This window comes from Variovorax dokdonensis (assembly GCF_030316895.1).
Taxonomy (GTDB): Bacteria; Pseudomonadota; Gammaproteobacteria; order Burkholderiales; family Burkholderiaceae_C; genus Variovorax; species Variovorax dokdonensis.
In genome coordinates this window covers 626,632-653,057 of sequence record NZ_JASZYV010000002.1, presented here as the reverse complement: position 1 = coordinate 653,057, position 26,426 = coordinate 626,632, and the positions used below count along the sequence as shown (strand labels likewise).

Genomic DNA, 26,426 nt, shown 5'->3' with positions numbered 1-26,426 from the left:
TCAACCCTCTGGGCTGAAATAGCCGGTTTGAGGCCCGTTTCGCTCGGCGCTGCTGCGTTGACTCGGGCTGTGCTTTTGCATGGCGCGCAGGCTCAAGCCGAGCCAGAGCATCCAGAGCAGACCGGCGAACAACAGCACGGACGTGGTCGAGCGCGCGTGGATCTCGGCCAGCCACCATGGATCGATCCGCAGCGTCACGACCGGCGCCGCGCAGGCCACGAGCGCCAGCCAGCCCAGTCCGCGCCATGGACGCGACGGCGCGGCAGGCTGCTGCAACGACCGCAGGAAGAAGGCAGCGGGCAGCAGGAACCAGCAGTAGTAGTGCGACCAGGACAGTGGGCTCGTCACGCAGGCCAGGGCCATGACGAGCATGAATTCGGCATCGCTGGCCAGCATACCGTTCTGGCCGGGCGCCCCAGCCGCTGTCGCGCCACTCAGGCGCCGCGCATGCCAGAGAAACACCAGCACACCTGCATAGGTCAGCGCCACCAGAAGCTTGGACAGCATGGGCGCCCATCCGTGCAACGGCACCACCTTCCACTGGAACAGCCCCGACGCGCCCAACTGCAAGCGGCTGATGTAAGCCTGCACCGACTGGACGTTGAAGGCCGGCATCGGGTCATTCGCATAGGGCTGGATGCAGGCCTCGTACCAACGCACGTGCATGTCCCAGCCGAACACGGCAAGCGAAGCCAGCACAGCCGCGACGCAAGTCAAGGCCCCGCCCAGCGCCACGCGCCAGCGTCCGAAGAAGAGGTAATACACGCCGAACAGCAGCAGTGGCAGCTTGACCAGCGCTGCCAGGCCCAGAAGCACACCGGCACGGAAGTCCTCGCCCCGGCGAAGCATCAGCATTGACGCAGCCAATGGCCAAAGCAGGAAGTGGGTCAGGTTGGCTTCCCTGACGCTGTAGGCCAGCGGCCCCCAGCATGCGAACACGAACAGCAGCGCAAGCGACGAAGTGCGGTCGAGGCTCAACCCGCGCACCAGCGCCAGCCACGCCGCCAGGACGCACACCACGCCGGCCAACGAGAAGATCACCATCGCCGCGTGCAGCGACAGCGCGCCCAGGGGCCAGAACGCATACGCGATGATCGGCAGATTGACGAAGCCGTCGGTGCCCTTGTCGATCATGGGGCCCAGCGCCGCCGGCCCCTGCTGCAGGGCGACGCCAGCGCCGAAATAGGCGTCGCGGAAGTCCTCGAAAAGGCCCGGCGGATCGGAGACGGCGAACAGGCCGACACCCATCAGCGCGCACGCGCCGAGAACCGGCAGGATCGGCACGGTGCGCCCCGTCGCTCGCCAGCGCAGGAACACGGCCAGGCCGATCAACAGCCCGATCAGCGGCAGCACCTGCGCCAGCAATGCCTTCATGGCAGGCGTTCCTCGCCGCGCAATGCGCCGACCAGCGCCGGATGCGAAAACGCCGAACCGGCGATGCCGCCGAACACGTCGGGCACGTTGTCGGCGCCGCGGTCCGAAGGCCAGGCTTCCTTGAGCATGTACAAAGGCCGGCCCTTGGTCTCGTCGAACATGCGTCCCACATACTCGCCGAGCACGCCGATGGTCACGAGCTGGATGCCGCCCAGGAACAGCATGACGGCCATCAGCGAGGGGTAGCCTTGTACCGGCTCACCCCAGAGCAGCGTCTTGCCGACGATCCAGATCAGATAGGCGAATGCGGCAGCCGCCGTCAGAAAGCCCACATAGGTCGCCACCTTGAGCGGCGCGGTCGTGAAGGATGTGATGCCTTCCAGCGCGAAGTTCCACAGCTTCCAGTAGTTGAACTTGGTGGTTCCGGCGGCACGGGCATCACGCCGATAGCGCAAGGCGAACTGCTTGTAGCCCACCCAGGCGAAAAGGCCCTTCATGAACCGGTGATGTTCACGGCATTTCTTGAGCGCATCGACGACCCGCCGGCTCATCAGCCGGAAATCGCCGGTGTCTTCGGGAATGTTCACGCGGGTCAGCTTTCGCATCACGCGGTAGAAGAGGTAGGCGGTCAGCTTCTTGGCCGCCGACTCGCCATCGCGCTGCATGCGCTGGCCGTAGACGACGTCGTAGCCCTCCCGCCACTTCTCCACGAACTGCTTGACCAGCTCGGGCGGGTCCTGCAGGTCGACGTCGATCACCACGATCGCGTCGCCCGCGGCATGGTCCAGGCCGGCCGAGAGCGCGATCTCCTTGCCGAAGTTGCGGCTGAGGCTGAGCACTGCGATGCGCGCATCACGCTCGCGCAAGGCCTGCAATGCCGGCAGCGTGGCGTCGGTGCTGCCGTCGTCGATGAACACGATCTCCGACGGCAAACCGATCTCGTCGAGCACCTGGCTCATCCGGGCGTGGAAGGCTTCGACAACCTCTTCCTCGTTGAACACCGGCACCACCACCGAGATGAGGGGCGCGCGCTTGTCTTCGGAAGACGATTGCATGAGCGCGGTGTGCTCGAGGCTGGTACGGCTGTTCATGGCTTTCCCCTGAAGGTCCAATTCGCGTTGAGCAGGAATCCCATGCCAAGCACGAGCAGCGTTGCGAGCACCTGCGCAAGCAGGTAGTGCAAGGCCGCCACGGACACCAGCAGGTACATGGCCAAGGCATTCACGCCGAGCCCGACGGCCGCCACCGCGAAGAAGCGCGGCAACGCATGCCGGTGGCCCGGGCGGGTGGCAAACACCCAGAAGTAGTTGATGAGGTAGTTCACCAGCGCGCCCAGCAAAGAGCCGGCCACCGATGCGCCAAAAGCCGATGCCCCCAGGCCCGACACCAGCGTCACGAGCAGCAGGTAATGCGCTGTCGTGCCCACGGCACCGGCACTTGCGAAACGCAGGAACACTCGCCACACGTTCGGACTTTCCTCCACCGCGGCGACTTGCAACGTCTTGGTCATCGGCATTGCTGTCGCCCCTTACTGAAATCGAACCTTGAGCTTGAGGAACTGGCTTTCCATCAGGTGCCAGCTTCCCATGACGAAGACCAGGAGCAGGCCGATGGCCGCCGCCAGCGAGATCAGCATCGCCTCGGTCTCGTTGCTGCCGCGGAGCGATCGCGCCCAGTTCGAATGGAAGATGATCATCCAGAGAATCGGGTGCCAGACATAGAGGCCATAGCTGTACTTTCCGAACCAGCGCAGCACCCCATGCTCAAAGAATCGCTTGACGGGCGACGCGAGCGACAGAACGATCAGCGACACGCCGATCATCGACACGGCCGACAGCCCGAAGGTCTCCATCGCCCACGAGTGCGCCGAGAGGTCGCGCGTTGCCAGCACGATCGCCGCCACCACCACCGTTGCGCTGACCACCGTCCACAGTGCCGGCCGCACGAGCCGGCCCGGATCCACCGCGTCGGGCCCGCGAATGGCCAACGACAACAGCGCGCCCATGGCCAGCGAATCCATGCGCATCGGGCTGAGCACGTAGATGGCAGGCGAGTTGTCGGTGGTCACGGCCAGCATCGTTCTGAGCAACGGCGCTGCCAGGCACATGGCCAATGCGACACGCATGGCCCCACGGCGGTCCAGCGCGTAGACCACGAACGGCCACATCAGGTAGAACTGCTCTTCGATCGCAAGCGACCAGAAGTGATCCATCAGCCCGAAGGCGCCGAATCCCTGCACCGCAATCACGACATTTGCCAGGTACACCCACAACCAGCCGTCGCTGGCCTGCCCGTACAGGCCCAGGCTCGGCCAAGCGGTGCGCAACAGCAAAAGGAAGATCAGCGCGCTGAAATACAAAGGGAATATCCGCAGCGCGCGGCGCATGTAGAAGTTCTTGAAGAAGTGCGAATGGCTCTTGCTGTCGTAGAGGATGCCGGTGATCAGAAAGCCCGACAGCACGAAGAACAGGTCGACCCCCACCCATCCGAACGCCGCCAGCCTGAAGATGCGCGGCAACCCGAACTCGCCGCCCACGCTGTTGCCCAGGTGATAGATCAGCACCAGCAGGATGGCCACGCCACGGATGCCGTCGAGCGCGCGCACATGCGAGCTTCCGTGCACCACCGCCTCGTGCGCCGGAATGCGCGGGATCGAGACCTGCCGGCCGCCGCTGCTCAGTTCAGTCATACGCCACCTTGTACAAGGCACCGTTCGCTGACACGTACGCCAGCGCGCGCTGCGGGTCGAGCACGATGCTTCTCAGCCAGGGGCCGAGGTAGATGCTCCTGAGGTGCTCACCGGTCTTGAGGCTGCGGACCTCGATCTGCCCGGTCGTCAGGCTGCCCGAGACCATCCAACCCCGCGCATCGTCGATCGCCATGACGCGCACGCCGAACATGCCGGGAATCTGCCCGCGCGGCTTGAGCGTGTCGGCATCGAAGCGCAGCACCGCCGAGCGCAGCGGCGAAGCCAGCAGAACCTCGGAGCGCGAGGCATCGAAGGCCATTCGGTCGACACGTGCATCCGTCACCACCTCGGCAACGAAATCACGCTTGCGAAAGTCGTAGAGCATGAGCCGGTTGATGTTGCGGAAGAAGCTCAGATAGACCCGTCCCCCCTGGGGATGCATCAGGACATTGCCGGCATCCTCGTCGCGGCGGTCAAGCACCTTGCCGGTTCGCCGGTCGACCACCAGCAGTGCGGAGCCCGTGCGTTCGTCCGCCTCGGAGGCCACCATCAAGGTGTCGGTGACCGGATCGGTGGCCACCCACGGGTCGCCCGGCGCCAGATCCGGCAAGGGCATCTCGCGGCGCAGCGCCAACGTACCGGCATCGAACACCTGCAACGAACGCGTCTTCACATTGAACAGGTAGAGCTCCCCCGCGGCCGGGTCGAAGTTCACGCCTTGGGCGCCACCGGTCGATGCGTCCGATTCGATGAAGGGGTGCTTGGGATCGAGCACATCGATGCGCCGAAGTTGCGCGAGGCCATGGCCGGTCACGTAGAGGTGGCGGCCCGAAGGATCGAGGGCAAGCCCGTTGATGTTCTCCTGCAGCAGGATCTCGACCTTCGACGGCATGCGGATGGCGCGCTCGAGACCGAGCAGTCCGGATGCGGACAACAGCGCCACGGCCAACCCTGCGGCAAACGCAATCCCGACGAGATCCGGCCAGCGAGCGGCCTGCGTGCCAGGCCGCACCTCGCGCAGGTTGTGGTCACGAAGGCCTCGGAACCAATCGACGTAGCGGCGAAAGAAGAATGTCTCGGCCACGCCGACCCCGATGGCCATGAAGGCCGACCAGCGTCGATCGACACGCTGGGCGGGCGTCACGGGCAGCAGGTTGCCCGCCAGGCACAGCAACGGCAGCACGGCTTTCCACAGGGCGGTGCCACTGTGGTGGAAGAGCGCGAGGATGAGCAATGCGCCGGCGGCCATCCGCACGAAATACGCGCGCCAAGGGTTCAGCTTGCGCCCCGACCAGGCGCAGACTGCCCCAAGCGCCAGCACGAGCCCCACCCACAGGATGGCGCGCACCAGGGGCGTGCTCATCAGCGAAATGGCGAAATGCGTGATTCGCTCGATGCCCAGGTATTGCTCGGTCAGGTCCAGCAACGGGCGGCGGGCGAGGAACAGCAGGAAAAGAGCGAGCGGTAGGCGGCCAAGCGCCCACAGCGTTGCGAACAAGCCCCCCGTCGAGCCAAAAAAGGCGCGCGAATCCACCCTAGCCGACATGGCTCACCACCGAGAACGCTGGAAAGGAGAACGCGCCCATCGCAACAATTCAAGTACCAGGGTGAAAAAAGGTAAGAATTTCAGCTTACGGGTCGCAGTGTATCGATCGCTCCCGGAACTGCCACTACCTTGTGCGCCTAGGCTGAAAGGTCAGTTGACACGCAAGTTCCGTTCACACTTTTGGGTCAGTATGTCGCATGGGCGCAACAATCTGGCCGACCCACTCCCTGGGTTGGCATTTGGCGAGACGGGGCGCGGGCGAGGCCGCGTTCCTGTGGCTACCTGGCGAAGACTCTTCGCAGTTCGTGGACGCACAGTGCGATGGCCGCATCGGCCTCGTCGAGCGCCCTGCCCATGAGGATGAAGCCGTGCACCATGCGCTCGAAGTTGACCAGCACGGCGTGGTTGCCTGATTCGGTCAATCGCTGCGCGTATTGCAGGCCCTCGTCGCGCAGCGGGTCATAGCCCGCCGTGATGACGAGCGCTGGCGGCAGCCTCGACAGGTCTTGGTGCAACAGCGGCGATGCCCTCCAGTCGGTGTCGCTGCGCGCATCGACCAGATAGTGGTCGTGGTAGTAGTCCATCGACTGTCGGGTCAGCAAATAGCCTTCCCCATTGGCGGCGTGGGAAGGAGCGCCGCGCCGTTGGTCGGTGGCCGGGTAGATCAGCAATTGCAGGGCGATCGGCGGCAGTCCGCCCTGGTCGCGCGCATGCAGTGCCACCACGGCGGCCAGGTTGCCGCCGGCGCTGTCGCCGCCCACCGCGACGCGCGCGGGATCCAGCCCCAGCCTGTCGGCCTGCTCGCAGACCCAGGCCGTCGCCGCGACGCAGTCATCGACCGCCACCGGGAACCGGTGCTCAGGCGCCAGTCGGTAATCGACCGACACGACGGCGCAACCCGCGCCCAACGCCAGCTGGCGGCACAGTACGTCGTGCGTGTCCAGATCGCCGATCACCCAGCCACCGCCGTGGTAATAGACCAGGACCGGCAACGCGCCCGCACTCGCGGGTTGGGGCGCATACAGCCGCAATGCAATGTCGCCATGCGGTCCGGGCGCCACGAGTTCCTCGACCCGAGCCAGGTCTGGCGGATCGGGCTGGGTGAAGCTTCGGCGCTCGCGGTACAGGCGGCGCGCCTCCTCCGGACTGAGGGTGTGCGTGGGCGGCACGCCGCGCGCGGCCATCAGGTCGATCAGGGCACGGGCCTGGGGATGAAGCATGGGCGATGTCTCCTGGTGCGAAGAAGGCAGCTTAAAGCCAAGCACGTCGGAACGCCTCGGTGCCACCTTGCTTGACAAGACCGACCGGGCACTGATGATGGGCCCGCTCTTCGACGCGCCCTGCCCGGCCGGCCTCGGCCATTCCCCACGCCCCACGCCCATGCTCCTCGTTCATCTGCTCCTGCTTGTTCTGCACCTGCTTGCCGCCGCCTTCTGGGTGGGCGGGATGGCGACCATGCATTTCTGCGTGCGTCCAGCCGCCGTGCAGTTGCTGGAGCCGCCGCTGCGGCTGCCGCTGCTGGCTGGCGTGCTGGCCCGCTTTTTCCGGGGCGTCACGGTCGCGATCGTGGTCCTGCTCGTCACCGGCTTCGCGATGATCATGGGCATGGGCGGCATGGCCGCCGTGGGCTGGCCGGTGCATGCGATGCTGGGCATCGGCGTGGTGATGATGCTGATCTTCGGGCGCATTCGCCTGGGCCTTTATCCACGACTGGCCTCGGCCGTCGCTGCCAGGCAATGGCCAGATGCCGGCGCGGCGATGAGCGGCATCCGGCAACTGGTGTTCGTCAACCTCTTGCTGGGCGTCGCGGTGTTTCTGGTGGTGCTGCTCGCGCGCGTGCTCTGAATGAGCGGGGCCGCCGCCCCAGCCAGTTCCCGCAAGCGTTCGCGCTGCCTCATGCCTACAGTGCCCGCTGGAGACAAGCCTCATGCACTACACCCACGAACATCTCGAGATCCAGAAGACCCTGCGGCGCTTCATCGATGCCGAGATCAACCCGCGCGTGGACGAATGGGAAGCGGCCGAAATCTTCCCGGCGCACGAGGTCTTCAAGAAGCTGGGCGGACTGGGCCTCCTGGGCCTGAACAAGCCTGAGGCGTACGGTGGCGCGGGGCTCGACTACTCCTATGCCATGGCGATGGCCGAGGCGCTGGGCCACGTCAGCTGCGGCGGCGTGCCCATGGCCATCGGCGTCCAGACCGACATGTGCACCCCCGCTCTCGCACGCTTTGGCAGCGACGAGCTCAAGCGCGAATTCCTGGCACCGGCCATCGCCGGAGACGTGGTTGGCTGCATCGGCGTGAGCGAGCCCGGTGCCGGCAGCGACGTGGCCGGCCTGAAGAGCCACGCGCGCAAGGATGGCGACGACTACCTCATCTCCGGACAGAAGATGTGGATCACCAACAGCCTGCAGGCCGACTGGATGTGCATGCTGGTCAACACCGGCGACGGCCCGGTGCACCGCAACAAGTCGCTGGTGATCGTGCCGATGAACCTGCCCGGCATCGAGAAGGCCAGGAAGATCCGCAAGATCGGCATGCATTCGAGCGACACCGGCCTCATTTACTTCGACAACGTGCGCGTGCCACAGCGCTACCGCGTCGGCGAGGAAGGCCAGGGCTTCGTCTACCAGATGCAGCAGTTCCAGGAAGAACGGCTGTGGTGCGCCGCCAGTTCGCTGGTGCCGCTCGAAGATTGCATCGCCCAGACGATCGAATGGGCGCAGCAGCGGCAGATGTTCGGCGGCACGCTGGCGGACCAGCAGTGGGTGCAATTCAAGCTGGCCGAACTCAAGACCGAGGTCGAGGCCCTGCGCGCCCTCACCTACCGCGCGTGCGACCTGTACCTGGAAGGGCAGGACGTCACGGAACTCGCCTCGATGGCCAAGCTCAAGGCCGGGCGGCTCACCCGCGAGGTGGCCGACACCTGTCTCCAGTTCTGGGGGGGGATGGGATACACGCTCGAGAACCGCGTCTCGCGCTTGTATCGCGACGGGCGCCTGGCCTCGATCGGCGGCGGCGCCGACGAAGTCATGCTAGGCATCCTGGCCAAGACCATGGGCATTGCCAAGCGGCCGCCGAGGCCGTAGGCAGGCGCAAGGTGCGCGCGCCCGATCGGGCGCTCAGGCCGCGGCGCGGGTGCGTGCTGCGGACCGGCGGGCGCCGCCCACGTACTCGAGGCGCGCTTCATGGGTGCGCAGTTGCAGCAGGCATTCGACGGCTTCGTCGTCGGCGCACGCGGCGTTCAATGCGCGGTCGGCCTGCGCATTGCCGAGCGCGAACAGCGCGGCGATGGCGGTGTGCTGGGATGCAGGGAGGCGCTCGCCTTGAACCATCTGGTTCAGGAGCTGTTGCGCCTGGGTGGGGCTTTCGGCGTGAAGTTCGAGCAACTCGATCACGCGACGCATCTGGGCGCCGTCGAGCGAGAGATTGGACCGGCCAGTGACCGCATTCATGAGAAACCTGTTTGGGAAAAGGACAGGCAAAAAAGTTTGCGGGCACGCACTTAAGAGAAACTGAAGGCGCGTTCAAGAACGCTTCCGTCTGTGAATTGCGACACGGAACGGGCGTAGCGCCAAGGCAACGCGCGCGGCGTCAGGCCGGCTCGCAGCGCAAAACCCTGCCGCTATCGGCAGACCACCGTCGTGCCCACGGGCCTGCAGGTCTTGTTGTCCAGGCTCTGGTAGCGGTCGAGCTGGCCCTGCCGGTTGTAGGTATTGCCGCGGGTGTCGTGGCAACCGGTGGCGTCGCAACCGCGAATGCGCGGACGCTGGTCTCGCGGCGGGGGTGGCGGACGTCCGCCGCCGGCATAAGGATATGGGTAAGCGCCGCCCCAGCTTTCCTCGACCACCAGTGGATCGCCGGTCTGCCGACTCCAGCGCTCGGCCTCTTCGGCCCGCTCCTGCTCACGCGTGGTGGCGGCGGCCGAAGGATTGCCGCGACCGTCGATGACCACCGGGCCGGCCGGCGCAGCGCGCGCGGCCTCTGCCTGCCGGGCAGCCAGGCGCTCGTCTTCCGCCACAGAGCGGGCGGCCTCTCGCCTGGCTGCGGCGTCGGCAGCCGGGTCTGGCAGGACCTCGACCGCCGACTGGGTCGTCACCGGTCGATCGACGCGGGATCCCGCAGGACATTTGCCATCGGTATAGGCCACCTTGCCGGCGCCATCGATGCAGCGCAAAACCTCGGCCATGGCCACAGGCGCGCTACCGAGCAGCGCCAGAACAACCACGACGACCGGACTTATCCAAGAGGAGTGCATCGCGCCATTTTGCGCCGGCCCCGGCGTTCCAGGTGCAGGACGGCAGCGCATGCAAGTCGGGTGTGGCCAGCGGCCCACGCCATGGCTGGCCGCATCAGTCCGCGTCGCGTCAGTCCGCGCTGGCCAGTGCGCGCAGCCAGTCGGGCAGCGGCAGGGCCTTCTGCCTGGGAAAGTCGACCCAGATGGTGGTCGCGCCGCCGGCGGCGCAAATGACGTCCGGCGCGTCGGCGCGCGCCATCGTTGCCCAGGTTTCGAAGGTGGTTCGCGCCGGGTCGCTGACGTACATCTTCATCAGCACGTCTCCCGGGTATTCGAGCTGGCGGTAGAAGTTGCAGAAGGCATTGACGATGACCATGCCGTGTCCTTCCGGCGAGGGCGGCGTGTTCAGCGAGTTCATCCAGTCGATGCGGGCCACCTCCAGGTAGCGGAAGTAGCTGGTGTTGTTCAGATGCCCCATCGCGTCCATGTCGCCCCAGCGGATGGGGATGCTCATCTCGAACACCAGCTTCTTCTTCTCGGGAATTTCGATGCGCATAAGCGATCCTGTTTGCAATGCGTTTGGCGGCAGGGCCGCAGTTCTTTGCGATGTTGCCAGCCTGACGGCGCTTGCGGCCACATCGGGCTGGCGCGCTGGCGACCGCCGCGGGGCGGGAATTTGTCACACGCCCTATGATGTGAGGCTCGACGCCCTGCTGGCGGACTCGAGCCCACAACCTCCCATTCGTTCCCCTTCGCACGCGATGAAGCCGGAAGATCTCCAGCGCCTGGTGACCCTGCCCATGCCTTTCGGCAAGCACAAGGGCTGCCTGATCGCCGATCTGCCCGGCAACTACCTGAACTGGTTTGCGCGCGAAGGTTTTCCCGAAGGGGAGATCGGCCGGCTGTTGCATCTGATGCACGAGATCGACCACAACGGGCTCAAACCGCTGCTCGCGCCCCTGCGCGCCGGACGAGGCATACCGCCGGTCCCGCGCTGAGCGGACCGCGCCTGACGCCACCTTTCGCTTTCTCTTTCATCTCGAGGATTCAAGGCATGACAAGCACCACCGAAACGACCACCTCCTACCCCGATACCCGCCTGCTCATCAACAACGAGTGGTGCGATGCCCAAGGCGGCAAGACGCTGGATGTGGTCAACCCGGCCACCGGCAAGGTCATCGGCAAGGTGGCCCATGCCAGCATCGCGGACCTGGACCGCGCCCTGGCCGCCGCACAGGACGGCTTCCAGAAGTGGCGCAAGACGCCCGCCAACGAGCGCGCCGCCGTGATGCGCAAGGCCGCCGGCCTGCTGCGCGACCGCGCCGACGCCATCGGCCGCATCCTGACGATGGAGCAGGGCAAGCCGTTCCCCGAGGCCCGCCTCGAAGCGGTGGCCGGCGCCGACATCATCGAATGGTTCGCCGACGAGGGTCGCCGCACCTATGGCCGCATCATTCCCTCGCGCAACCTGGCCGCGCAGTCGATGGTGCTCAAGGAGCCGGTCGGTCCGGTCGCCGCCTTCACGCCCTGGAACTTCCCCATCAACCAGATCGTGCGCAAGCTCGGTGCCGCGCTGGCCAGCGGCTGCTCCTTCCTGGTCAAGGCGCCCGAGGAAACGCCTGCCTCGCCAGCCGCGCTGCTGCAGTGCTTCGTCGATGCGGGCATTCCGGCCGGCGTGGTGGGCCTGATCTACGGCAACCCGGCGGAGATCTCGAACTACCTGATCCCGCATCCCGTCATCCGCAAGGTGACCTTCACCGGCTCCACCCCGGTGGGCAAGCAGCTGGCGGCATTGGCCGGCCAGCACATGAAGCGCGCCACGATGGAGCTGGGCGGCCACGCGCCGGTCATCGTCTGCGACGACGCCGACCTGCAGTTGGCCGTCAAGGCTGCCGGCGCTGCCAAGTTCCGCAATGCCGGGCAGGTCTGCATCTCGCCGACGCGCTTCCTGGTCCACAACAGCGTGCGTGCCGAATTCGCCAAGCTGCTGGCTGCACACGCCGAAAGCCTGAAGGTCGGCGACGGCCTGGATGCCGCCACCAAGATGGGCCCCTTGGCCAATTCGCGCCGCCTCGACGCCATGGCCAAGATCCTGGAAGACGCGCGAGCCACCGGTGCCAAGGTCCTGACCGGCGGCGAACGCATCGGCAGCAGCGGCAACTTCTTCGCGCCGACGGTGCTCGACGAGGTGTCGCTCAAGGCGGACGTGTTCAACAACGAACCTTTTGGCCCGATCGCCGCGATCCGCGGCTTCGACAGCCTGGACGAAGCGATCGCCGAAGCCAACCGCCTGCCATTCGGCCTGTCCGGCTATGCCTATACCCGTTCGATCAAGAACTCCCATGCGCTGATGCACAACATGGAAGTGGGCATGCTGTGGATCAACCAGCCTGCCACACCCACGCCGGAAGCGCCCTTCGGCGGCGTGAAGGATTCGGGCTACGGTTCGGAAGGCGGCCCAGAAGCCATGGAGGCCTACCTGGTGGCCAAGGCCGTGATGATGACCGCGGCCTGATTCCCAAGCCGCCGCCAATCTAAAAGGCCTCCACGCCCCTTGCGGGCGGGAGGCCTTTTTCGTTGATGGAGGTGCGCTTTGCGGCGCCCGGCTACTTGGCCATGGCCGTCATCACCGCCACGCTCATGGCCTGCACGCCCGTCTTGATCGACTGCTCGGGCACGGGGGCGAAGAAGGGCGAGTGATTGAACGGCAGCGGCTTGCCGCCCGGCTTGCGCGACGCTGCAATGTCGTCGGGCGAGTAGACGCCCACGAAGAAGAACATGGCCGGCACGCCGGCGTTGGCGAACTCCGAGAAGTCTTCGCTGGCTGAAATGGGCGGCACTTCCACCACGTTCTTGTCGCCCAGCACCGCTTTCAGCGCTGGCACGGTGCGCGACACCAGGGCGGCGTCGTTCACGATGGCGGCGCCACCGGCCTTCAGGTCGACCGAAGGTTCGGGCGCGCCGGCCATCATGGCCGATGCGTTGGCGGTGCGGCGCACGCCATCGAGCAGCTTCTCGCGCACCTCTGGCGTATAGGAGCGGATGGTGCCGCGCAGCACCGCCTGATCCGGAATGATGTTGCCCACGGTGCCGGCCTGCACGGCCCCGACGGTGACGACGCCGAACTGCGCCGGATCCTTCTCGCGGCTGACCACCGATTGCACATTGGTGATGAAGTGCGCGGCAATGACGATCGGATCGATGGTCTTGTCCGGCGCCGAGCCGTGCCCGCCGCGGCCCTTGAAGGTGATGTCCAGCGCATCGGAGTTGGAGCTGACCGGGCCGGCCCGGTAGCCGACCACGCCATACGGGCCGGGCGAGGTGTGCAGGCCGAAGGCCAGGTCGGGCTTGCCGAACCGGGTGTACAGGCCGTCGTCGAGCATCGCCTTGGCACCGGAGACGATCTCTTCGGCCGGCTGGGCGACGAACATCAGCGTGCCCTTCCATTGATCCTTCATGCCCAGCAGCGTGCGTGCGGTACCGACCCAGGTGGCCATGTGAATGTCGTGGCCGCAGCTGTGCGCGACGAAGGTCTCGCGGCCGTTCGATTCGGTCTTGACCTTGCTGGCGTAGGGCAGGCCCGTTTTTTCTTCCATCGGCAGCGCATCCATGTCGGTGCGCACCAGCACCGTGGGGCCTGCGCCATTCTTGTAGATGGCGACGACGCCCGTGCGTCCGACTTTCTCCGTCACTTCGAAGCCGAGCTTGCGCATCTCATCGGCCAGGCGAGCCGAGGTCTTGACCTCCTGGAATGCGATCTCGGGGTGCGAGTGCAGGTCCTTGTAAAGGCTTTCGAGTGACGGATACATGCCGTCGACGAGCGGGGCGAGCTGGGCCTTGGCGGCCGGCTCGCCGGCGGCTTGGGCCGGCAGCGTGGTCGCTGCCGCAAGCAGGCAGGCGACGGCGGCAGCGGCGAATGTCTTGCGGTGGGTGTGCGGTTTCCCGATCCTCATGATGGCTCCTTGTGCGTTCTGGCGAGGTCTCGCCAGTGTGTCATCGGAGCCACGTATGTGCAGTCGCGTCACGGACTGTTTCCAAAGCGCGTCGACCTCTACAAAGTCGGCGTGCAGCGTCAAGGTTTCTGCTATGTTGCGCGCACCATGATCAAACACAAATTCGTTCTCGCCCTTGGTCTCTCGAGCCTTCTTCTGGGTCTTGGCGGCTGCGCCGCCACCACCCCGCCGCCGGGCGGCTACGGCGTCTGCGCCGAGAAGCCCGGAAGCTACGAGTGCCAGATCGAGAGATACCGGATCGCCGGCTGAGGCCAGGACGCCTCTGGCGGTACGAGCAGGCCGCCGCTCATGCGGCCCGGTGCACTGCTCGCGCCAACTATTCGAGCCGGCGCCCGGGTGCCGGCTCACCGGCATCGACCGAGGCGGCTTGCCGCTGATGGCGGTAGATGTAGACCAGCGAAACCACGCACAGCAGGGCAAGCATCCCCGCCACAATTCCGATTGCAACTTGCATCTGAGCGCCTTTCTTTTTGTTGGGGCGACGTGTCAGTTGTCTCCAAGACTAGGTGAACACGCGCCGCGAACGACGCGGGTTCACCCGCAATAGTGGCGTGCCCGCCTCAGGGGATTTCCCTGAAAGCGATGTGGCTCAAGGCGCCACGTAGTCCGACACCACCTTCCACTTGCCGTCCTGGATCTGCGACAGCCTCGACAGGTCGCTGCCCAGCCGCTTGGTGGCCGTGTAGGTGGCCTTGGCGCTGCCGAACATGTCCGGCTCGTAGGTCATGCTGTCCATCACCTTGATAAAGCTGTCGGTGTTCAGGTTGGTGCCAGCCTTCTGCGCCGCCTTCGCGAACGACTGGATGATGGTGTAGCCATACACCGAGAACACGGTCGGGTCCTCGTTGAACTTGGTCTTGTACTTGTTGGCCCAGAAGCGGATGGGCTGCGACTGCTCATCGGTATAGGGGTTCTGCACCGTCATGGTGGCGTAGACGCCATCCATGGCCTTGCCGCCGAGCTTGTGGATGAGGTCGGTGTAGGCCGCGCTCGAGCCCAGAAAGGTCGGGTTGAAGCCGGTCTTGCGCGCCTCGCCGACGGCGCCGATGGTCTCGCGGATGATGGTACCCAACACCACGAAGTCGCAGTCGGCGGCCTTCATGCGCGCCACCTGCGACGAGAAATCGGTGGCGCCGCGCTTGAACGAGGTCTTTTCGACCAGTTCCATGTTCATCGTCTTGAGCCCCGCCTCGGCGCCGCGCATCACCTCCAGGCCGAATTCGTCGTCCTGGTAGATCGCGCATATCTTCTTCGCGCCCTTGTCCTTCGCCAGCTTGGGCAGGGCCAGGCGGATCTGGTCGTAGTAGGTGGCGGCGAACGAATACTTGAGCTTGTGGAAGGGCTCGTACATCTCGCGCGCCGCAGTGATCGGCATGAAGTTGACGACGTTCTTCGAGAACTGCACCGGCATCGCCGCCATGTTCTGCGCAGTGCCGATGTGGCCGGCCATGATGAAGATCTTGTCCTGGTTGACCAGCTTCTGCGCCGCCAGCACCGCCTTCTTGGGGTCGTAGCCGGAGTCCTCGACCAGCAGCTTGAGCTTGCGGCCGTTGATGCCCCCCTGCTCGTTGATCTCGTCCACGGCCAGCTGCATGCCATTGCGCGATTGCTTGCCGAAGCCCGCCAGCGGCCCGGAAAGGTCCTGGATGGTGCCGATGCGGATCTCGTCCTTGTCCACGCCCTGCTGGGCATGGGCCGAGCCACCGGCGGCCAGTGCGGCGACCAGGGCTGGTGCCCAGAATCTGTTTAGCTTGACCTTCATGCTCGTCTCCTTCGGTTGAAATTCGAATGCGGGCTGGGTTCAGGCCCGGTACATGGCATCGATGCGCTGCGCATACTTGGTCTGCACCAGCTTGCGCTTGAGCTTCATGGTCGGCGTGAGCTCCTCGTCCTCGGCCGACAACTGCGTCTCGAGCAGGAAAAACTTCTTGATCTGCTCGACCCGCGCGAACTTGGCATTGACCCGGTCGATCTCGGCCTGGATCAGCGCCTGCACCTCGGCCGCGCGCGTCAGGCTTTCGTAGCTGGAGAAAGGCACGTCGTTGTCCTGCGCGTACTTCTCGACGTTCTCCTGGTCGATCATCACGATCACGGTCAGGTAGGGCCGCGCATCGCCGATGACGACCGCATCGGTGATGTAGGGACTGAACTTGAGCTCGTTCTCCAGCTCGCTGGGCGTCACGTTCTTTCCGCCTGCGGTGATGATGATGTCCTTCATCCGGTCGGTGATTCGGAAGAACCCTTCATCGTCCACGCCACCGACGTCGCCGGTGTGCAGCCAGCCATCGGCGTCGATGGTCTCGGCGGTCTTCTCGGGAAGATGCAGGTAGCCCATGAAGACGTTGGGGCCGCGCACCAGGATCTCTCCGGTGTCCGGGTCGATGCGCACTTCGTTGTAGCCGGCCGCCTGTCCGATCGAGCCGGGCTTGATGCGTGCGGCCGGCATGCCGGTGGAGGCGCCGCAGGTTTCGGTCATGCCCCATACCTCGAGCATGGGCACGCCCAGCGCCAGGTACCAGCGCACGAGGTCGGGCGAGATGGGCGCCGCGCCAGTGACCAGGAAGCGCGCGCGATGGATGCCGATCAGCGTGCGCACGTTGTCCAGCGCCAGCGCGCGGGCGATCCGGAACTGCAGCCTGAGCCAGCCGCCGACCGGCTCGCCGGCCATCACGCGGGCGGCGATCTTCTCGCCCACGCCGATGCTCCATGCATAGGCGGCCTGCTGCACGGGGCCGGCCTCTTTCAGGGCGATCATCACCGCGGAATAGAACTTCTCCCACACGCGCGGCACGGCGGTGAACACCGTGGGCGCGATCTCGCGCACGTTCTCGGGCACGGTCTCCGGGTTCTCGACGAAGTTGAGCACCGAGCCGGTGTAGAGCGCGAAGTATTCGCCGCCCATGCGCTCCGCGATGTGGCAAAGCGGCAGGAAGCACATGCGCTCGTCGCGCTCGTCCTGCGCGATGAGCGTGTTGTAGCCACGAACCGTATAGACCAGCCCATGGTGGCTGTGCATGGCGCCCTTGGGCTTGCCGGTGGTGCCGGAGGTGTAGACCAGGATGGCCAGGTCGTCGGGCTTGCACAGCGCCGCGCGTTCGCGCACCGCGCCCGGCGATGCCTGCAGATGCTGGCGGCCCAGCGCGCGCAGTTGGTCGAGGCTCATGACGCCAGGATCCTGGAAGTCGCGCAGGCCCTCCATGTCGAAGACGACGATCCTGTCCAGCATGGGCAGGCGATCGCGCACTTCCAGCGCCTTGTCGAGTTGCTCGTCGTCCTCGACGAACAGCACGCGGGTTCGCGAGTCCTCGCACAGGTAGTGGACCTGCACCGGCGCGTCGGTGGGATAGATGCCGCTGCACACGCCGCCGCAGCTGAGCACGGCCAAGTCTGCCAGCACCCATTCGACGACGGTGTTCGAGAGGATGGACACGCACTCGCCCGCGGCCAGGCCCAGGGCGATGAGTCCAGCGGATATTTCGGCAACGGCATCGCCGGTCTGGCGCCAGGTCCAGGTGCGCCAGATGCCCAGTTCCTTCTGCCGCATCCACACCTGGTCGGCGCGGGCGTCCACTGCATTCCAGAACACTTCGGGAATGGTTTCGCCGGGCACGGCGATGTCGGTGCGCGGCTGGATGCCAGCGGTATCCCAGAGGCCGGCGGCGCGGTAGGGGCGCTGTGGAGTGGTCCGGGAGTTCATCGCCAGTTCTTCTTTTTCTTCCAGCGCCGCTCGCCGCGCACGCCTTCCTCTTTCATGCCGAGGTAGAACTCCTTGATGTCCTCCTTCTCGCGAAGGCGCTCGCAGGTGTCTTCCAGCACGATGCGGCCGTTTTCCAGAACGTAGCCGTAGTCGGCGGCATTGAGGGCCATGTTGGCGTTCTGCTCGACGAGCAGGATGGTGGTGCCCCGCTCGCGATTGATGCGCACCACGATCTCGAAGATCTCTTTCGTGAGCTTGGGCGAGAGCCCCAGGCTGGGCTCGTCGAGCAGGATGAGTTGCGGTGCGGCCATGAGCGCACGTGAGATGGCGAGCATCTGCTGCTGGCCGCCTGACAACAGCCCTGCCTCCTGGCCCGCGCGTTCGCGAAGAATGGGGAAGTAGCCGAACACCGCCTCCACGTCGCGTGCCACGCCGTCGCGGTCCTTGCGGGTGTAGGCGCCCATGAGCAGGTTGTCGCGCACCGAGAGCAGCGGAAACACCTCGCGGCCTTCGGGCACATGGCTCAAGCCCTGCTGGACGATGAAGGCAGGATCCTTGGCGGTGATGTCGCTGCCCTTGAATTCGATGCTGCCCTTGCGCGGGTCGATGATGCCGGAGATGGTCTTGAGGATGGTGGTCTTGCCGGCGCCGTTGGAGCCGAGCACGGTGGCAATCTCGCCTTGCCTGACTTTCAGGCTGACGCCGCGGATGGCCTTGATCGGGCCATACGCGCTTTCGACGTTCTGCAGTTGCAGGATGGGGGTGTCGGCGCTCATCTTGTTGCTGGCTCTGGAGCGAATTTGGCTGCCACTGCGTGGGTGGGCGATGCGTGCCGGAGGGCGCCACTGGGTCGGTCGGCGCACAGCGCCGACTTCCCTGCGGTGCTCGCGCGGCGGGCCCGCGCGGCAGAACTCGCTGCGTTCACTCCGTTCACTGCGCTCAGACAACTGCCGCGAGCCAGATGTTGAAGCGCGCACACCCGTGCGCGCAGGCCCACCCCACTGCGCTCCTCGGCGACCCAGAGGCGCCCCCCGACACACACCGCCCACCCACGCAGAGGATGCGTCGTGCCATGCTTCTGTGCGCATCGCGCAACTACGCTCACCGGGGCAACACCGCCTCCGATGGACCCCCAAGCCCGGGCTGCGCCGCCCGCCGCCGGCTGCCTCTGTGCCGCCGAGGCGCGCAGTGCAGCCGGCCAAGCTCGCACGGGTGTGCGAGCGTCAACTTCCAGCTTGCCGTGGATGTTCGAGCGCAGTGAACGAAGTGAACGCAGCGAGTTCCACGGCGTGGCCGGTTGCACGAGCACCGCAGGGCAGTCGGCGCTGTGCGCCGACCGGCGCAGTGGCGGCCGGCGGCGGGCGGCGCAGCCCGGGCGCCCCCCGACAAAGCCAAAGCAGCAAGCCACAGCACCAAACATCAAGCCACCCTCCGCAAGCTGCTCACATCGTCCACGGAGCCGAGATAAGCCTCCACCACCTTCGCATCCGTCTGCACCTCGCGCGGCGTCCCGGTCGCCAGCACCTCGCCCTGGTTCATCGCCAGCACGCGGTCCGACACCTTGGAGACCAGCGACATGTCGTGCTCCACCATCAGCACGGACACGCCCAGTTCCTTCTGGATGTCCTGGATCCAGAACGCCATGTCCGCCGTCTCTTCCACATTCAACCCGGACGATGGCTCGTCCAGCAGCAACAGCTTCGGCTCCGTGCAAAGCGCACGGGCGAGCTCCACCACCTTGCGCACGCCGTACGGCAGTCCGGCCACCAGCGAATCGCGGTGATGCTGGAGATCGAGCAACTCGATCACCCGCTCCGCCGTCTCGCGCGCATGCACCTCGGCGCGGCGCGTTGCGCCGGTGAAGAGCATCTCGCGCCAGAACCCCGTGCGGCGATGCACATGCCGACCGACCAGCAGGTTCTGCAGCACCGTCGCATGTTCGAAAAGCTCGATGTTCTGGAACGTGCGCGCGATGCCCAGCGCGGCCATGGCGTGCGGCGGCTGCTGCGTAAGCTTCAGCGGTGCATCGCCGCCATGCCAGGTGATTTCGCCGGTGCTCGGCGTGTAGATGCGGCTGATGAGGTTGAAGACCGTCGTCTTGCCGGCCCCGTTGGGCCCGATCAGCGTGAACACCTCGCCGCGCCGCACGTCGAAGCTCACGCCGTTGACGGCCAGAACACCGCCAAAGCGCACGCTCAGGTTGCTCGCGGAAAGGAGCAGGTCGCCCTGCGCTTGCACCGTCGCGCTCATCGGAGTCGATCCGACTTGGTGAAGGACTTCTGGCGCTTGAACATGCCGCGCCGGTAGAAGGGGAAGAGCTGCAGCCAGGTGCGGATCTTGAGCCAGCGGCCATAGATGCCCAATGGCTCGAACAGCACGAAGGCAATCAGCACCAGGCCGTACACCAGGCCCTGCAGCCCCGTGGCCTCGCCGATCACCGGCGGCAGCCAGTCCTTGGACATCGCGATCAGCTGCGGCATGGTGATGAGGAAGATCGCGCCCAGGAAGGCCCCGTGCACCGAGCCCAGCCCGCCGATCACGACCAGCAGCAACAGATCGATGGACTGCAAGATGCCGAACTGGTCCGGAGAAATGAAGCTCAGCTTGTGCGCATAGAGCGCGCCGCCCAGGCCCGCCAGCGCCGCCGAGATGGCGAACGAAAGCGTCTTGTAGCGCGCCAGGTGGATGCCCATGCTCTGCGCGGAGATCTCCGAATCGCGAATGGCGACGAAGGCCCGCCCTGTGGGCGCCCGCAGCAGATTCAGAATGGCCAACGTGCTCAGGACCGCCACCACCAGGCACAGGAAATAGAAGCCCGTGCCCGACTCCAGCTGCGCGCCGAAGAACTGCGGTGGCTGCACATGAAGGCCCGAATTGCCGCCCGTCACGCTCTCCCAGCGCGCGAACACCTCTTCGACGATGAACCCGAACGCCAGGGTCGCGATGCCCAGGTAGATGCCCTTGAGCCGCAGGGCCGGCAGGCCCACCACCACGCCCACCAGTGCCGACAACGCGGCGGCGCCGGCCATCGCCAGGGGAAAGGGAACGCCCATGTTGCCCAGCACCGCCTGCGTGTAGGCACCGGTTCCAAGGAACGCGGCATGGCCGATCGAGAACTGCCCGGTGAAGCCCGCCAGCAGCATGAGCCCCAGGCCCACCACACCGTAGATCAGCACGAAGGTGAGTTGCGCCAGCCAGTACTCGTCGATGATCCAGGGCGCCACCGCCAGCAGTACGGCGAGCAGGCCATACCAGAAGACATGGCCGCCGTGCTTGGCCAGGCGGATGTCCTGCTCGTAGCTGGTCTTGAAGATGAAGCGCATGCGTGGAGCTCAGACCTTTTTGCGCAGCTTTTCGCCGAACAAGCCGTTGGGCTTGATCATCAGCATCAGCAGCACCAGGATGTAGGGGGCCGTGTCCTTGAAACCGTCAGGCAGGTAGAAGCCCGCAAAGGACTCCGCCACGCCGATCACCAAGCCACCGACGATGGCGCCAGGCAGGCTGCCGAAGCCGCCCACCACCGCCGCCGGAAAGGCCTTGAGCCCGATGAAGCCCATGTTCGCGTGCACGAAGGTGATGGGCGCCAGCAGCATGCCGGCAATGGCGGCCACGGCCGCCGCCAGCCCCCACACCAGGCTGTTGAGCCGCTTGACCGGGATGCCCATGTAGTAGGCGGCCAGCTGGTTCTGCGACGAAGCCTGCATGGCGATGCCCAGCTTGCTGTAGCGGAACATCAGGTACAGCAGCAGACACAGAACCGCCGTGGCTGCCACCACCACGGCCTGCTCGACGTTGATTACCAGACCGCCCAGCTTCCAGGTCTGGTCCTTGTAGGGCACGGCCAGCGCATGCGTGTCGGTGCCGATGCCCGGCACCATCGTGATCACCCCCCGCATGACGTAGCCGATGCCGATGGTCAGCATCACGATCGCGAACTGCGGCTGGCCGAGCACCGGCCGGATCACCGCCAGTTCGAGCAGCACGCCGAAGGCTGCCATCGCCAACACCGCCAACAGCGCCGCCATCCAGAACGGCAGGCCGAATGCGCTCATGCCGGCGAAGGCGCAAAACGCGCCGAGCATCATCAACTCGCCCTGGGCGAAGCTGACGGTCTCGGTGGCCTTGTAGATCAGCACGAAACCCAGCGCGATCAGGCCGTAGATGCAGCCTTGCGAGATGCCCGAGAGAAGAAGCTGGAGAACCTGCACCGCGCGACCTAGTGCATGGCGACGCGCGCGGCGCGGGCAAGATTGACGTCGTCATGCAGCGCCAGTCGGCGCGAGCCGGCAAGGATCTCGCTCGGCCGCAGGCCGTAGACCTGGCGGATCGAATGGCTGAAGTGCGTCGAATCGGGGTAGCCGGTGTCCAGCGCGATGTCCGTCAGCCGCGCCGGTTGGCGCACGTGGCGCAGCAGGCTGCGAGCCCGCTTCCAAGCCCGAAAGGCCCGGAACGTGACGCCCGTCTCATCCTTGAACAGATGCAGGAAGCGCGAGAACGACAGGCTCACCGATCGCGCGAACTCTTCCGCCGAGGCCGTAGCGGCCGGATCGGCATTGATGCGATCGACGACGGTGGCGATGCGCGCATCGAGCGGCCTCGGGGCCAGTCGCTGGCCGAAGAACACGTCATCGAAATCGAACTGCTCGAACGACTCGCGGCCCGATGCGGCCAGCAATCGCCGATGCGCTACGCGCACCTGTTCGACGAAGACCGGCGCATGGACGAAGCCGCAGCTTTGCAGGAAAAGCGGCAGCCGTGCCGGCTCGACGGATTCGGATTCGATGAGCAGGTTGAGCACCAGCGGGCCGCTGCTGGCGACCCGGCAGGGCACATGCGGGGGAACAACCAGCAGTTCGCCCTCTTGCCAGGCACCGCCGCCGATGCACACGCGAAGCGGCTCGCCCGCACGCGCCGAAACGTAAATGCTCCAGCCACCCAGAACGCGCTCCCGCACGGGCCCGAGCAGCCCTGCATAGAACACGCGATGCGTGGTCAACCACATCAGGCGATCTCCGCGCTGCTTCCGCGCGAGAGTGTCGTCGTCCATGAACTCGTCTCCTCTCGCCACTGGGCGGCGCGTGTCCCCGGTACTACCTGTCGCTTTGCTTTCGCGGCCGATGGTAGCGGCGCAACGCAGTTTGTTGCACGTTGCCCCCGGCGGGACTTTCCCTATGTGTGGCGTGCGCGCGAGTCATCGCCGCGCGCCAACTCGGTGCGGCGCGGGTCGAACTTGCGTTAAGTGGCTACGAAGGCGCCTGCGCGATCAGCTCGCCGCGCGCGGCTTGACCGCCGCCGCGGCTTCGCGCGCCAGATGGCGGGCGGTGTCGATGTCCTTGGCGTGCACCAGCGCGACGCCCATGCGGCGGCGCTCGAAGCTTTCGGGCTTGCCGAACAGGCGGATGTCGCAGCCCGCGATGCGCAGCGCTTCGGCCACGCCGTCGAACACGATGCCCTGCGCGTCCACGCCGCCGTAGATCACGGCGCTGGCGCCGGGGCTCTTGAGCGACGTGTCCACCGGCAGCCCCAGAATGGCCCGCGCATGCAGCTCGAACTCGTTCTGCCACTGCGTCGCCATGGTGACCATGCCCGTGTCGTGCGGACGCGGGCTCACCTCGCTGAACCAGACCTGCTCGCCCTTGACGAACAGTTCCACGCCGAACAGCCCCTGCCCGCCCAGGTCGGCGGTGACGGCGCGCGCGATCTCCTGCGCCTTGGCCAGTGCGGCCGGGGCCATCGGATGCGGTTGCCAGCTTTCGACATAGTCGCCGCTCACCTGGCGATGGCCGATCGGTTCGCAGAAGGTGCATTCGACCTCGCCGCGCTCGCCCTTTGCGCGCACGGTCAGCAGCGTGATCTCGTAGTCGAAGTCGATGAAGCCCTCGACGATGACGCGACCGTGGCTGACGCGCCCGCCGGCCATGGCGTAGTCCCAGGCCTTGCGCACGTCCTGCGGTCCGTCGATCTTGCTCTGGCCCTTGCCGGAACTGCTCATCACGGGCTTGACCACGCAGGGGTAGCCGATGGCCGGGCCGTCCTTGCCGTCGATGGCCGCTTGCAGCTCATCCAGCGAGTCGCAGAACTTGTAGGGGCTGGTCGGCAGGCCCAGTGTCTCGGCCGCCAGGCGGCGGATGCCTTCGCGGTCCATCGTGAGCCGCGCGGCCCGAGCCGTGGGAATGACGCGCACGACGCCAGCGGCTTCCAGTTCCTCGAGCATCGGCGTGGCGATCGCTTCGATCTCGGGCACGACCAGCATGGGCTTTTCGGCTTCGATCAGCGCCTTGAGCTGCGCCGGATCGCTCATGGTGATGGTGCGCGCATGGTGCGCAACCTGCTGCCCGGGGGCGTTCGGGTAGCGGTCCACCGCGATCGTCTCGACACCCAGGCGCTGCAGCGCGATGAGCACTTCCTTGCCCAGCTCTCCGGAGCCCAGGAGCATGACGCGGGTGGCAGAAGGGGAAAGGGGAGTTCCGAGCGTGGTCATGCAAGCGACTGTAATCCAGCGCGGCTTGGCGACAATGCCATTCGTGCAGGCGCCGCGCCCGGTTGCGGCGCTTGCTTCCCTTGCTTATCACCAGGAGAGAAAACATGAGCATCCAGACCGTCGGCATCATCGGCGCAGGCACCATGGGCAACGGCATCGCGCAGGCCTGCGCGGTATCCGGCATCAACGTCGTCATGGTCGACATCGCGCAGGCCGCCGTCGACAAGGGCGTGGCCACCGTCGCCGGCAGCCTCGACCGTCTCATCAAGAAGGAAAAGCTGACCGAGGCGCAGAAGACGTCCGCCCTGGCGCTGATCAAGGGCTCGACCAACTACGACGAACTGAAGGCCGCGCAGCTGGTGATCGAGGCCGCCACCGAGAACGAAGAGCTCAAGGTCAAGATCCTCAAACAGGTCGACGGCCTGCTCGCGCCGGAAGTCATCGTCGCGACCAACACCTCGTCGATCTCCATCACCAAGCTCGCCGCGGCCACGGGGCGCGCGGACCGCTTCGTCGGCATGCACTTCTTCAATCCGGTGCCGATGATGGCGCTGGTGGAGATCATCCGTGGCCTGCAGACCAGCGACGCCACCCACGACGCGGTGAAGGACCTGGCCAAGCGTCTGGGCAAGTCGCCCATCACGGTGAAGAACGCGCCGGGCTTCGTGGTCAACCGCATCCTGGTGCCGATGATCAACGAGGCCTTCTTCGTGCTCGCGGACGGCATCGCTTCGGCCGAGGACATCGACAACGGCATGAAGCTGGGCTGCAACCAGCCCATCGGCCCGCTCGCACTGGCCGACATGATCGGGCTGGACGTGTGCCTGGCGGTGATGGAGGTCTACCTGAAGGAATTCGGCGATTCCAAGTACCGCCCCTGCCCGCTGCTGCGCGAGATGGTCGCGGCGGGCCGCCTGGGCCGCAAGACCAAGCAAGGCGTCTACACGTACTGAGAACCCGGCAAGAGGAGACAAGACGAATGACCCAAGCCACCCCCACCACGCCACCCGCGGAAGGTTGCATCGACACCGAGGTGCGCGGCCATGTGCTGCTGATCGGCATCAACCGGCCGGCCAAGCGCAACGGCTGGACGGCCCCGATGTTCCGCCAACTGGCCGAGGCCTATACGCGGCTGGACGACGACCCCGAACTGCGCGTGGGCGTGCTGCATGCCTTCGGCGACCACTTCACGGCCGGGCTGGACCTGCCGGCCATCACCGAATACATGAAGCGCGGCGAAAAGGCGGTGCCCTACGGGCTGGTGGAGCCGCACGACCTGGGCATGCCGGGCTACCGTCGGCGCACCAAGCCGATGCTGGCGGCCGTCAAGGGCATCTGCTTCACCGTCGGCATCGAGCTCATGCTGGGTGCCGACATCGTGGTGGCGGGCGACGACTGCCGCTTCTCGCAACTCGAAGTGCAGCGCGGCATCATGGCCACGGGCGGCGCCACGCTGCGCATGGCCGAGCGCGCCGGCCTGGGCAATGCCATGTTGCACCTGCTCACGGCCGATGAATTCGGCAGCGAAGAGGCGCTTCGCCTGAACTTCGTGCAGAAGGTGGTGCCTTCGGCGCAGGTGCTGGACGAAGCCCTGCGAATCGCCGAGCGCATCGCGGCGCAGGCACCGTTGGCCGTGGTCGCCACGCGGCAGAACGTGCTCAAGGCCATCGAGCAAGGCCCGCTGGCGGCGATGGCAGATTTCATCGAGACGCAAAAGCGCCTGTCCAACAGCGAAGACGCGGCCGAAGGCGTGCGCTCGTTCGTCGAGCGGCGCCCGGCACGCTTCTCGGGTCGATAGCGAAACCGGCGGGGCTTGACCCCGCTTGCCGCAGGGTCGCTCTCGCCATTTAAATTGCACGCAATTCAATTGCCAGCTAGACTTCAGCCATGCCCAGCCAGCTGCACACCGACCAAGCCTCCAACGATGCCATGTTGCGCCTGGATAACCAGCTGTGCTTTGCGGTGTATTCGGCATCCCTGGCCATGACGCGGTTGTACAAGCCCCTGCTTGACCAGCTCGGCCTCACCTACCCCCAATACCTCGTCATGCTCGCGCTGTGGGAGCACGACGGCCCCATGGTCTCCGAACTCGGCCAGCGGCTGTCGTTGGATTCGGGCACGCTCACGCCGCTGCTCAAGCGGCTCGAAGCGTCGGGCTATGTCAGCCGCGTTCGCAACGACCAGGACGAGCGCCGCGTGCACATTCACCTCACCACCGCCGGCAAGCGCCTGAAGTCGCGTGCCGCCCGCGTGCCGGCCTGCCTGTTGGCAGCCAGCCAGTGTTCCCCCGGCGAGATCGTGGCGCTCACCCGCGAGGTGCAGCAGCTGCGCGACCGCATCCAGGCAGCGGCATAGAACGCCGCTCGCTTTTCGTTCGCTCCCTTCCCTCC

At 66.0% G+C, this 26,426-nt stretch carries 26 protein-coding genes; 8 read left to right on the top strand and 18 right to left on the bottom strand.

Annotated features, from left to right (window positions below; translation table 11 throughout):
* The 6 genes from QTH91_RS11545 to lipP1 all read right to left on the bottom strand — a co-directional run bounded on the left by QTH91_RS11545 (position 1) and on the right by lipP1 (position 6,829).
* A complete protein-coding gene (locus tag QTH91_RS11545) occupies positions 1–1,374 on the bottom strand; it encodes a glycosyltransferase family 87 protein (protein WP_286660218.1) in 1,374 nt (457 codons plus the stop codon).
* The gene (locus tag QTH91_RS11540; protein WP_390367963.1) at positions 1,371–2,429 is read right to left on the bottom strand and encodes a glycosyltransferase family 2 protein; all 1,059 of its coding nucleotides are present in this window, start codon (positions 2,427–2,429) and stop codon (positions 1,371–1,373) included. Before QTH91_RS11540 ends, QTH91_RS11545 begins: the two co-directional genes overlap by 4 nt.
* Positions 2,430–2,461: 32 nt before the next feature.
* Positions 2,462–2,884, bottom strand: a complete 423-nt coding sequence (locus QTH91_RS11535; protein ID WP_286660216.1) for a GtrA family protein — start codon at positions 2,882–2,884, stop codon at positions 2,462–2,464.
* A gap of 18 nt (positions 2,885–2,902) precedes the next feature.
* Positions 2,903–4,063: an acyltransferase family protein gene (locus QTH91_RS11530; RefSeq protein ID WP_286660215.1), complete on the bottom strand. Its 1,161-nt coding sequence runs from the start codon at positions 4,061–4,063 to the stop codon at positions 2,903–2,905.
* Positions 4,056–5,561, bottom strand: a complete 1,506-nt coding sequence (locus QTH91_RS11525; protein ID WP_286660214.1) for a YncE family protein — start codon at positions 5,559–5,561, stop codon at positions 4,056–4,058. Before QTH91_RS11525 ends, QTH91_RS11530 begins: the two co-directional genes overlap by 8 nt.
* A 326-nt stretch (positions 5,562–5,887) precedes the next feature.
* Positions 5,888–6,829 (bottom strand): LipP1 family hormone-sensitive lipase, encoded by a 942-nt coding sequence (gene lipP1, locus QTH91_RS11520; protein WP_286660213.1) that lies wholly within the window; start codon positions 6,827–6,829, stop codon positions 5,888–5,890.
* A gap of 160 nt (positions 6,830–6,989) precedes the next feature.
* Here lipP1 and QTH91_RS11515 point away from each other — a divergent pair, with 160 nt between their 5' ends.
* Positions 6,990–7,454 (top strand): CopD family protein, encoded by a 465-nt coding sequence (locus tag QTH91_RS11515; protein WP_286660645.1) that lies wholly within the window; start codon positions 6,990–6,992, stop codon positions 7,452–7,454.
* A gap of 82 nt (positions 7,455–7,536) precedes the next feature.
* Positions 7,537–8,697 carry an acyl-CoA dehydrogenase family protein gene (locus QTH91_RS11510; protein WP_286660212.1) on the top strand — a complete coding sequence of 387 codons (1,161 nt, stop codon included), beginning with the start codon at positions 7,537–7,539 and terminating at the stop codon, positions 8,695–8,697.
* A 33-nt stretch (positions 8,698–8,730) separates the two neighbouring features.
* Here the strand turns inward: QTH91_RS11510 and QTH91_RS11505 are convergent, their stop codons facing one another.
* The 3 genes from QTH91_RS11505 to QTH91_RS11495 form a co-directional block, all read right to left on the bottom strand.
* Entirely contained in the window at positions 8,731–9,063 is a 333-nt protein-coding gene (locus QTH91_RS11505) for a hypothetical protein (RefSeq protein WP_286660211.1), read from the bottom strand.
* A 170-nt stretch (positions 9,064–9,233) separates the two neighbouring features.
* Entirely contained in the window at positions 9,234–9,866 is a 633-nt protein-coding gene (locus tag QTH91_RS11500) for a DUF4124 domain-containing protein (RefSeq protein ID WP_286660210.1), read from the bottom strand.
* A gap of 109 nt (positions 9,867–9,975) precedes the next feature.
* Entirely contained in the window at positions 9,976–10,401 is a 426-nt protein-coding gene (locus QTH91_RS11495; RefSeq protein WP_286660209.1) for an acyl-CoA thioesterase, read from the bottom strand.
* Between the two features lie 205 nt (positions 10,402–10,606).
* Here QTH91_RS11495 and QTH91_RS11490 point away from each other — a divergent pair, with 205 nt between their 5' ends.
* Together QTH91_RS11490 and QTH91_RS11485 are read left to right on the top strand one after the other, a co-directional pair.
* A complete protein-coding gene (locus tag QTH91_RS11490) occupies positions 10,607–10,843 on the top strand; it encodes a DUF3820 family protein (protein ID WP_286660644.1) in 237 nt (78 codons plus the stop codon).
* 56 nt (positions 10,844–10,899) lie between these two features.
* Positions 10,900–12,360 carry an NAD-dependent succinate-semialdehyde dehydrogenase gene (locus tag QTH91_RS11485; protein ID WP_286660208.1) on the top strand — a complete coding sequence of 487 codons (1,461 nt, stop codon included), beginning with the start codon at positions 10,900–10,902 and terminating at the stop codon, positions 12,358–12,360.
* A 91-nt stretch (positions 12,361–12,451) separates the two neighbouring features.
* Here the strand turns inward: QTH91_RS11485 and QTH91_RS11480 are convergent, their stop codons facing one another.
* Complete coding sequence (locus QTH91_RS11480) at positions 12,452–13,798, bottom strand: amidohydrolase (RefSeq protein ID WP_286660207.1); 1,347 nt, start codon at positions 13,796–13,798, stop codon at positions 12,452–12,454.
* Between the two features lie 57 nt (positions 13,799–13,855).
* On the opposite strand from QTH91_RS11480, the gene QTH91_RS11475 reads away from it, so the two are divergent.
* Positions 13,856–14,107, top strand: a complete 252-nt coding sequence (locus QTH91_RS11475) for a hypothetical protein (protein WP_286660206.1) — start codon at positions 13,856–13,858, stop codon at positions 14,105–14,107.
* A gap of 340 nt (positions 14,108–14,447) precedes the next feature.
* On the opposite strand, the gene QTH91_RS11470 is transcribed toward QTH91_RS11475, so the two are convergent.
* The 8 genes from QTH91_RS11470 to purT form a co-directional block, all read right to left on the bottom strand.
* Positions 14,448–15,620, bottom strand: a complete 1,173-nt coding sequence (locus QTH91_RS11470) for an ABC transporter substrate-binding protein (protein ID WP_286660205.1) — start codon at positions 15,618–15,620, stop codon at positions 14,448–14,450.
* A gap of 39 nt (positions 15,621–15,659) precedes the next feature.
* The gene (locus QTH91_RS11465) at positions 15,660–17,555 is read right to left on the bottom strand and encodes an AMP-dependent synthetase/ligase (RefSeq protein WP_286660204.1); all 1,896 of its coding nucleotides are present in this window, start codon (positions 17,553–17,555) and stop codon (positions 15,660–15,662) included.
* A complete protein-coding gene (locus QTH91_RS11460; RefSeq protein ID WP_286660203.1) occupies positions 17,552–18,331 on the bottom strand; it encodes an ABC transporter ATP-binding protein in 780 nt (259 codons plus the stop codon). The genes QTH91_RS11465 and QTH91_RS11460 overlap by 4 nt, the downstream gene beginning before the upstream one ends.
* 643 nt (positions 18,332–18,974) lie before the next feature.
* On the bottom strand, positions 18,975–19,805 hold the full coding sequence (locus tag QTH91_RS11455) for an ABC transporter ATP-binding protein (RefSeq protein WP_286660202.1): 831 nt from the start codon (positions 19,803–19,805) through the stop codon (positions 18,975–18,977).
* Complete coding sequence (locus tag QTH91_RS11450) at positions 19,802–20,878, bottom strand: branched-chain amino acid ABC transporter permease (RefSeq protein ID WP_286660201.1); 1,077 nt, start codon at positions 20,876–20,878, stop codon at positions 19,802–19,804. Before QTH91_RS11450 ends, QTH91_RS11455 begins: the two co-directional genes overlap by 4 nt.
* Before the next feature lie 9 nt (positions 20,879–20,887).
* Entirely contained in the window at positions 20,888–21,763 is an 876-nt protein-coding gene (locus QTH91_RS11445) for a branched-chain amino acid ABC transporter permease (protein ID WP_286660200.1), read from the bottom strand.
* An 8-nt stretch (positions 21,764–21,771) separates the two neighbouring features.
* A complete protein-coding gene (locus tag QTH91_RS11440) occupies positions 21,772–22,602 on the bottom strand; it encodes a helix-turn-helix domain-containing protein (protein WP_286660199.1) in 831 nt (276 codons plus the stop codon).
* A 216-nt stretch (positions 22,603–22,818) separates the two neighbouring features.
* Complete coding sequence (gene purT / locus QTH91_RS11435; RefSeq protein ID WP_286660198.1) at positions 22,819–24,036, bottom strand: formate-dependent phosphoribosylglycinamide formyltransferase; 1,218 nt, start codon at positions 24,034–24,036, stop codon at positions 22,819–22,821.
* A gap of 104 nt (positions 24,037–24,140) precedes the next feature.
* On the opposite strand from purT, the gene QTH91_RS11430 reads away from it, so the two are divergent.
* From QTH91_RS11430 to QTH91_RS11420, 3 genes are all read left to right on the top strand, one after another.
* Positions 24,141–24,989: a 3-hydroxybutyryl-CoA dehydrogenase gene (locus QTH91_RS11430; protein WP_286660197.1), complete on the top strand. Its 849-nt coding sequence runs from the start codon at positions 24,141–24,143 to the stop codon at positions 24,987–24,989.
* A gap of 26 nt (positions 24,990–25,015) precedes the next feature.
* A complete protein-coding gene (locus QTH91_RS11425; RefSeq protein WP_286660196.1) occupies positions 25,016–25,834 on the top strand; it encodes a crotonase/enoyl-CoA hydratase family protein in 819 nt (272 codons plus the stop codon).
* Between the two features lie 89 nt (positions 25,835–25,923).
* Complete coding sequence (locus QTH91_RS11420) at positions 25,924–26,391, top strand: MarR family winged helix-turn-helix transcriptional regulator (protein WP_286660195.1); 468 nt, start codon at positions 25,924–25,926, stop codon at positions 26,389–26,391.
* The last annotated feature ends 35 nt before the right edge of the window (positions 26,392–26,426 follow it).

Excerpts from the sequence above, each read along its gene's own strand:
- QTH91_RS11465 (WP_286660204.1), bottom strand. The coding sequence starts at position 17,555 with ATGAACTCCCGGACCACTCCACAGCGCCCCTACCGCGCCGCCGGCCTC.
- QTH91_RS11505 (WP_286660211.1), bottom strand. The coding sequence starts at position 9,063 with ATGAATGCGGTCACTGGCCGGTCCAATCTCTCGCTCGACGGCGCCCAG.
- purT (WP_286660198.1), bottom strand. The coding sequence starts at position 24,036 with ATGACCACGCTCGGAACTCCCCTTTCCCCTTCTGCCACCCGCGTCATG.
- QTH91_RS11515 (WP_286660645.1), top strand. The coding sequence starts at position 6,990 with ATGCTCCTCGTTCATCTGCTCCTGCTTGTTCTGCACCTGCTTGCCGCC.
- QTH91_RS11455 (WP_286660202.1), bottom strand. The coding sequence starts at position 19,805 with ATGAGCGCGACGGTGCAAGCGCAGGGCGACCTGCTCCTTTCCGCGAGC.
- QTH91_RS11450 (WP_286660201.1), bottom strand. The coding sequence starts at position 20,878 with ATGCGCTTCATCTTCAAGACCAGCTACGAGCAGGACATCCGCCTGGCC.
- QTH91_RS11485 (WP_286660208.1), top strand. The coding sequence starts at position 10,900 with ATGACAAGCACCACCGAAACGACCACCTCCTACCCCGATACCCGCCTG.
- lipP1 (WP_286660213.1), bottom strand. The coding sequence starts at position 6,829 with ATGCTTCATCCCCAGGCCCGTGCCCTGATCGACCTGATGGCCGCGCGC.
- QTH91_RS11470 (WP_286660205.1), bottom strand. The coding sequence starts at position 15,620 with ATGAAGGTCAAGCTAAACAGATTCTGGGCACCAGCCCTGGTCGCCGCA.
- QTH91_RS11535 (WP_286660216.1), bottom strand. The coding sequence starts at position 2,884 with ATGACCAAGACGTTGCAAGTCGCCGCGGTGGAGGAAAGTCCGAACGTG.
- QTH91_RS11500 (WP_286660210.1), bottom strand. The coding sequence starts at position 9,866 with ATGCACTCCTCTTGGATAAGTCCGGTCGTCGTGGTTGTTCTGGCGCTG.
- QTH91_RS11510 (WP_286660212.1), top strand. The coding sequence starts at position 7,537 with ATGCACTACACCCACGAACATCTCGAGATCCAGAAGACCCTGCGGCGC.
- QTH91_RS11430 (WP_286660197.1), top strand. The coding sequence starts at position 24,141 with ATGAGCATCCAGACCGTCGGCATCATCGGCGCAGGCACCATGGGCAAC.
- QTH91_RS11495 (WP_286660209.1), bottom strand. The coding sequence starts at position 10,401 with ATGCGCATCGAAATTCCCGAGAAGAAGAAGCTGGTGTTCGAGATGAGC.
- QTH91_RS11425 (WP_286660196.1), top strand. The coding sequence starts at position 25,016 with ATGACCCAAGCCACCCCCACCACGCCACCCGCGGAAGGTTGCATCGAC.
- QTH91_RS11460 (WP_286660203.1), bottom strand. The coding sequence starts at position 18,331 with ATGAGCGCCGACACCCCCATCCTGCAACTGCAGAACGTCGAAAGCGCG.
- QTH91_RS11545 (WP_286660218.1), bottom strand. The coding sequence starts at position 1,374 with ATGAAGGCATTGCTGGCGCAGGTGCTGCCGCTGATCGGGCTGTTGATC.
- QTH91_RS11490 (WP_286660644.1), top strand. The coding sequence starts at position 10,607 with ATGAAGCCGGAAGATCTCCAGCGCCTGGTGACCCTGCCCATGCCTTTC.
- QTH91_RS11540 (WP_390367963.1), bottom strand. The coding sequence starts at position 2,429 with ATGCAATCGTCTTCCGAAGACAAGCGCGCGCCCCTCATCTCGGTGGTG.
- QTH91_RS11420 (WP_286660195.1), top strand. The coding sequence starts at position 25,924 with ATGCCCAGCCAGCTGCACACCGACCAAGCCTCCAACGATGCCATGTTG.
- QTH91_RS11530 (WP_286660215.1), bottom strand. The coding sequence starts at position 4,063 with ATGACTGAACTGAGCAGCGGCGGCCGGCAGGTCTCGATCCCGCGCATT.
- QTH91_RS11480 (WP_286660207.1), bottom strand. The coding sequence starts at position 13,798 with ATGAGGATCGGGAAACCGCACACCCACCGCAAGACATTCGCCGCTGCC.
- QTH91_RS11440 (WP_286660199.1), bottom strand. The coding sequence starts at position 22,602 with ATGGACGACGACACTCTCGCGCGGAAGCAGCGCGGAGATCGCCTGATG.